The organism is Porphyromonas sp. CAG:1061, assembly GCF_000435035.1.
Lineage (GTDB): Bacteria > Bacteroidota > Bacteroidia > Bacteroidales > Porphyromonadaceae > Porphyromonas_A > Porphyromonas_A somerae.
Genome location: NZ_HF988931.1, coordinates 2884 through 8464 on the forward strand (window position 1 = coordinate 2884; position 5581 = coordinate 8464).

General features: G+C 45.2%; 4 protein-coding genes. 1 reads left to right on the top strand and 3 read right to left on the bottom strand.

Annotated features, from left to right (window positions below; translation table 11 throughout):
• Positions 1–75: 75 nt before the first annotated feature.
• From QVO39_RS06630 to QVO39_RS06640, 3 genes are all read right to left on the bottom strand, one after another.
• Positions 76–552, bottom strand: a complete 477-nt coding sequence (locus QVO39_RS06630) for an Hsp20/alpha crystallin family protein (RefSeq protein ID WP_021903521.1) — start codon at positions 550–552, stop codon at positions 76–78.
• A 189-nt stretch (positions 553–741) separates the two neighbouring features.
• Positions 742–1710 carry a metallophosphoesterase gene (locus tag QVO39_RS06635; protein ID WP_021903522.1) on the bottom strand — a complete coding sequence of 323 codons (969 nt, stop codon included), beginning with the start codon at positions 1708–1710 and terminating at the stop codon, positions 742–744.
• A 26-nt stretch (positions 1711–1736) separates the two neighbouring features.
• Positions 1737–4592: a TonB-dependent receptor gene (locus tag QVO39_RS06640; protein WP_021903523.1), complete on the bottom strand. Its 2856-nt coding sequence runs from the start codon at positions 4590–4592 to the stop codon at positions 1737–1739.
• A 501-nt stretch (positions 4593–5093) separates the two neighbouring features.
• On the opposite strand from QVO39_RS06640, the gene QVO39_RS06645 reads away from it, so the two are divergent.
• The coding region (locus QVO39_RS06645; RefSeq protein ID WP_288171886.1) for a DUF5715 family protein at positions 5094–5581 on the top strand (488 nt) is incomplete at its 3' end.

Sequence of the window (5581 nt, forward strand, 5' to 3'; positions counted from 1 at the left end):
CGGAACCTTCTAAGTCCGACGACCGCCACTTCACAAACAAACTATTCAACAGCTAATTCTGCGCTACATCATCTATCAGCCTATGTTAATCACACGCTCAATAGGAGTCTTCTCCTCTTCCTTGAGCTTTGGAATCACCACTTCTAGCATTCCATTTTCCATCTTGGCCGAGATACCCTCCTTATCAACATCTTCGGGAAGCAATAGCCTTTGTACAAAGCTCTGATGCATAAACTCCCTACGCAAGTATCTCACGGGGCTTTCCTCAACCCTTGAAACCTCCTTATGCTCACTCTCTGAAGCCTCAGCAGAGTTCACCTCCTTCTGCTCCTCCTTCTTTTGCATCGAAATCACCAGCGCCTCATCTTCATCAAGCTTTACCTGCACATCTTCCTTAGTTAGTCCAGGAGCTGCTATCTGTATGGTATACTCCTTGTCGCTCTCCATCACATTGCACATAGGAGTGGTGCTCCGCCTATTACTTGCCACAGCTGGTCTTGCCATATCATTGGCAAATATCTCATCCATCAAGTCAAAAATTGTACGTCCCATATCTATTTCCTTCCTTTAAGTTTAGTATGCTTATTATCAAACACTTCCTAGAGCCACCTGCCCTAGCTACTTAAGTAAGTGCAAAGCGTTTGCCAAGATAGATATTTGACACTTAGTCCTGACAATTGACTATTTCGTCACGACAGCATGCGGTTTTTGACAAAAAAGAGCGACAAAGGTTACTAGCCCCTACCTCATAGATGACGAATGTGATTTCGTGCGGGATATATGGTACAGTTCATTGCCCCCTTTATCCAATAAATACATAGTGAGCTTACCATTCTTAATAGATATAAAGGCAAAACCTGTCTCAGGGCTACAAAACTGCGTTCCCTCTATCGGCTTCACCTTGCGTGAAAGAGCACCCGATGAGACCACCACATAGTCAACAGAGCTACCACGAGGGCGAATATGCTGATGATTGTGTATGTGTCCTGATAGATAGAGGTCTACCCCATACTTCTCCAGCAGTGGTTGAACGTACTTCTGCATATCCAATCGCTCTGATTCAGACTTTTTTGTATCCGCATATACGGGGTGATGACCGGCAACTATTTTGTAATCCGCTGTGCTATTGGCTAAGCCCTTTTCCAGCCAAGCCAATTGCTCTTCTCGGCTCTCACCCTGTACGCTTCGGTACTCTGGATCATTACGATACTTATCAATCAGCGGGCAAGTATCCAACATAAAGAGCTCCACCTTCTCCCCCTCGTCAGTCGTGAAGCAGAGAGAGTAATAGCGTGCGGGCATCACCCACCTACGGCTAACCTTAGAATAATCAATCATCGCCTGCACATTACCCTTTTGCTCATGATTGCCAATGATGGGGTACCAAGGTATCTGTAGCTCGGGATGATCGTAGACCAATTCAAAGTTAGTCATCCACAGCGGGTCGGAAGTGCTCTCCAGCCCAATGTAGTGAAAGTTATCTCCAAGGGTGAGTACAAACTCGGCATCGCCATTGCCAGCTAGTTCGCCCATACTCTGTGCAATAGCTTTTTGGTCATAATAGCCGTTGCGACCCTGGTCGGTAATAATCAGGAAATTAAATCCATCATCACTCGCCTCAGCTATCTCTGAAGGCGACATCTGTGCGAAAGCACTTAGCGGTAGTAGTAGCCAAAGGGCTAGTAAGATCCTATTTATTTTGTAAGTCATAGTCCTATTATTATGAATGTAAATGTTTATAGATTCCAACGGATGCCAGCGTTAAAGGTTGGCTTGTAAAGCTCCAATTGCATGAGCCGATCCTTCTGGCCTTGGTAGTAATAGAGGGGCGTATTGAGTAAGTTATTGGCATCGAAGAAGATTTGCAAGTTTTGCTTTATCTTGTAATTGGCATTGAAGTCCAAAAAAGCCTGACTTCCGTAGTAACGATCTTCGAAATCATTTTTGCCCAATTCATCGACATACGAACTGGTATAGTTGTATGATAGGCGTGCCGTGAAGTGCTTATCCTCGTAAGCGATAGAGGCATTAACGGTATGAGGTGCCGAACCAGGCAACATCATGCCCTGACGCTCTTCGCCCTCTTCATTGGTAATACCCGAAGCCTTGGAGTGGGTATAGGTATAATTGAGGTAGAGAGAAAGGCGCCGTAGGAAGGCCAAGGGCAGGAAGTCAAGCTGGCGATTGTACGAGACCTCAAAGCCATATATATCTACCGACTCGCCATTGTGATGTGTCTTGTAGTCCCACTCCTCACCCACTGGAATTGGATTGCTACGGGAGGGATAGAGCTTGGCGAAGTCACTATTCGTAAAGCTACTAGTAGCATAGGTGTAGATAAAGTCGTTCAGACGCTTGTAAAAGAGCCCCGCAGATAGCGATGCCACATTACCTGGATAGTACGAAGCAATCAGATCCACATTGTGAGCATAGGTACTCTTAAGATCCGAATTGCCGAGCGATATATTGTGATCGGCATTTGAGATATTCATATAAGGTACCAACCAGTAGTAGTTTGGTCGAGCAATAGAAGTTGAGTAGGCAGCTCTCAGTACTGTCTTTTTATTGGGTTCGTACTTAAGGGTCAGATTAGGGAAGAAGTTGGTATAGCTATTTTTGTCTTTGACATCTTCACCCTTCTCATCTTCTATCAATGTATGCCCTAGGTAGTCAATCGCTGTGTGCTCAATTCTCAACCCAGTAATAATCACTAGCTTCTTGGTGATATTTTGGTCCCACCGCAAATAGGCAGCATAGATATTCTCCTTAGCATTGTAGTTGGCAGTCCAGTATTCACTCAGTATGGCCTCGCGATCAAACTTTTGGGAATTACCGAGATCCAACCCGCCCAAATAGGCTTTGCTTGGGAATTGTCCTGGCACATAGCCTTTGCTATTAAGGAACTTGGCATCGTTCCACTCTACCAAATCCATCTGAGGGAAATCTGGGAAGTCACCCTTTGGTTCATATTCGTAGTAGATATTGTCTCGATCCTTTTCCTTGAGGCGAAGCTTGGCACCAATACGGAGACGGCCTTTCTGCTCTGGGATCACGGAAAGGGGAAAGCGGAAATTGAGTTTGGCGCCCCACTCATTTTCATAGGTCATCTGCTCAGACTCTGAGAGCGTATCCAATCCAAACTTATCCATAGACTCATTTTGTGCTGAAATCTTTGGGTATCGAGTATCAGATAGGTCTTGCTCAAAGGTGACCTTCTTTTGTCGCATATTGATATAGCGCTCGTGAGGACGATGCTCAGAAGCTCTTGAGTAGGAGGCTCCCCAGTTCATCTCTACCTTACTTCCCAATAGATGCTCACCACCCAAAGCGATATTGTAGACACGCTGATCCTCTAATCGGCGATTACGATTGCGAGAGTTGTCAATACCTCCTTTAGTCTGGCGATCAATACGGCCACTATAAGTGCCGTCACTCTCTAGCTTCATCTTGGTCATACGGTAGCGAAAGCGATTTTCTCTATCATCACGCCAATTGTAGAGGGTCTTCAGGTAGATTGAACTTGAGTTATTGAACTTATAATCCAGGTTGATAGATCCGCTTCGGCGTACACGCTGTACATCGTACTTGCGGATCTGAAAATCCTTCATATAGATATCATCACCTTTGGAAGTCCATTCGCCCTCAATATTGTCAGAGCCGTAGTCTTTATTCTGATATGAAAAAGAAACCACCATTCCTAGCTTATCATCTAGATAGTGATTGCCATAGGTGAGGGCTCCATTGAAGGTTGGTTTATTTCGAATCATGTTGTAACCCCCACCCATATTAATTGATAACTTTTGACGTCGTGGGGCGGTCTTGGTAACTAAGTTGACCGAACCACCAATAGCATCGGCCTCCATATCGGGGAGTAGAGTCTTATTGACCTCGATCATAGAGATCATATCGCTAGGGATCAAGTCCATCTGCACATTGCGGTTATCTCCCTCTGCACTTGGTATGCGTCCGCCATTGAGGGTCACAGAATTGAGATGTGGTGCTAAACCACGCATCACGATATTGCGAGCCTCTCCTTGGTCATTTTGCATTGTGATACCCGAGATACGCTTCAAGACGTCACCAACATTAGAGTCGGGGAACCTCCCTATCTGGTCTGCAGAGACCATATTGGTGATGTTGCTATTACTTCGCTCCGTATTGAGTGCACGGGCTTGACCTTTCAATAGCTCTTCCACAATCACCACCTCACCAGTTGTGAACGTTGACTCACGCAACTTCACATTGATACTGATATTTTTTCCTTTCTGTACGGTAACTTTAGAATTGTACTCCTCAAAGCCTAGATACTTGACCGTCAGAGTATATGAACCTGCTGGGACATCTAGGAAGACAAACGAGCCATCGGCAGTAGAGACTGTGTACCGATTGTCCTTATCCAAGGTCAATATGGCTCCAGGCAGATATGCTCCATTCTCATCGATTACAACACCCGATAGATTACCTGTGGTCTTGGAGGGTTGAGCTTTCTCTGAACGTTCTATGGGTTGCGTCGCCGAAGCCACTAGATTGCTGGGTAATAATAAAGCCCCGGCAACTATTGACAACCATAGCATCCTTTCTTTTCTAAACATAATAATGTTTCAAATTTAACATTGTTAACGTGATAACTATTCGTTTCGCAAAAGTATAATAACTAGATTACAATTCCCTTCTGTCTATGTGACAATGCTGTTGCGATCATCACGTAACTTATCCTCAAGAACTACCCCATCCCCCAGAATTCCAAACTGCGAAATAAGACGAAAATATTGGCTAAAACAGGGGCACAGATACGTCCTTCACAACCAACTGGATTTCAAAACTATACCAAAGCGCTTGCCGAGATGCAACTAAGCAATCGGCGAGATGCAACTCGGCAAATGCTTAGTTGCAACTCGCCGATTGCTTAGTTGCATCTCCACTTTTACCCCACAAGCATAGATGATTTATGAAGGGTTTAGAGATGGCGATTGACTCAGGGGTGACGCATTAGGCTGATGCATACCCTCGCTCCTAAACTGAAAGGGAGTGATTATCTCATTAATGTTTAGTAGATTTGCGTAGAGATATACTTATAGTACTATTAGCTTAAAATGGAAGAGACTAAGCGACCAATTAATTGGCGTCCCTACCTTTATAGATATATTGTCCCATTAGTGGTCATCACTGGGATATTGATGGCATGGACCTGGGAACGTCCAGAGCCGGCCGATCCCTACCCTATGGAGGTGATGGAAGGGAGGGTGGCCTATCGCTTTAGGGGGAGCTACAATAGAGACTTCAATGACCTCAATGATATACAGCTCAAAGCAGCCAAGAAAAAAGGGATTACCCCAGCCCAAACTCGCAATGAGCTGGAGCATAAGAAGGGACTCGTGGAGCTACAGAGCAATGATCATTACAAAATAATGGAGCTGACACACTCCGTTCCCTATGTGATTCCTGAAATGGCACAGCTCCTTGAGGAGATTGGGTCGAGCTTTGTAGGAGTGCTTTCGGAGGACCAACTTCCACTCTATCGCCCAGTGATCACGAGTGTTACACGCACGGAGGAAGATGTGCGAAAGCTACGACGAGGGAA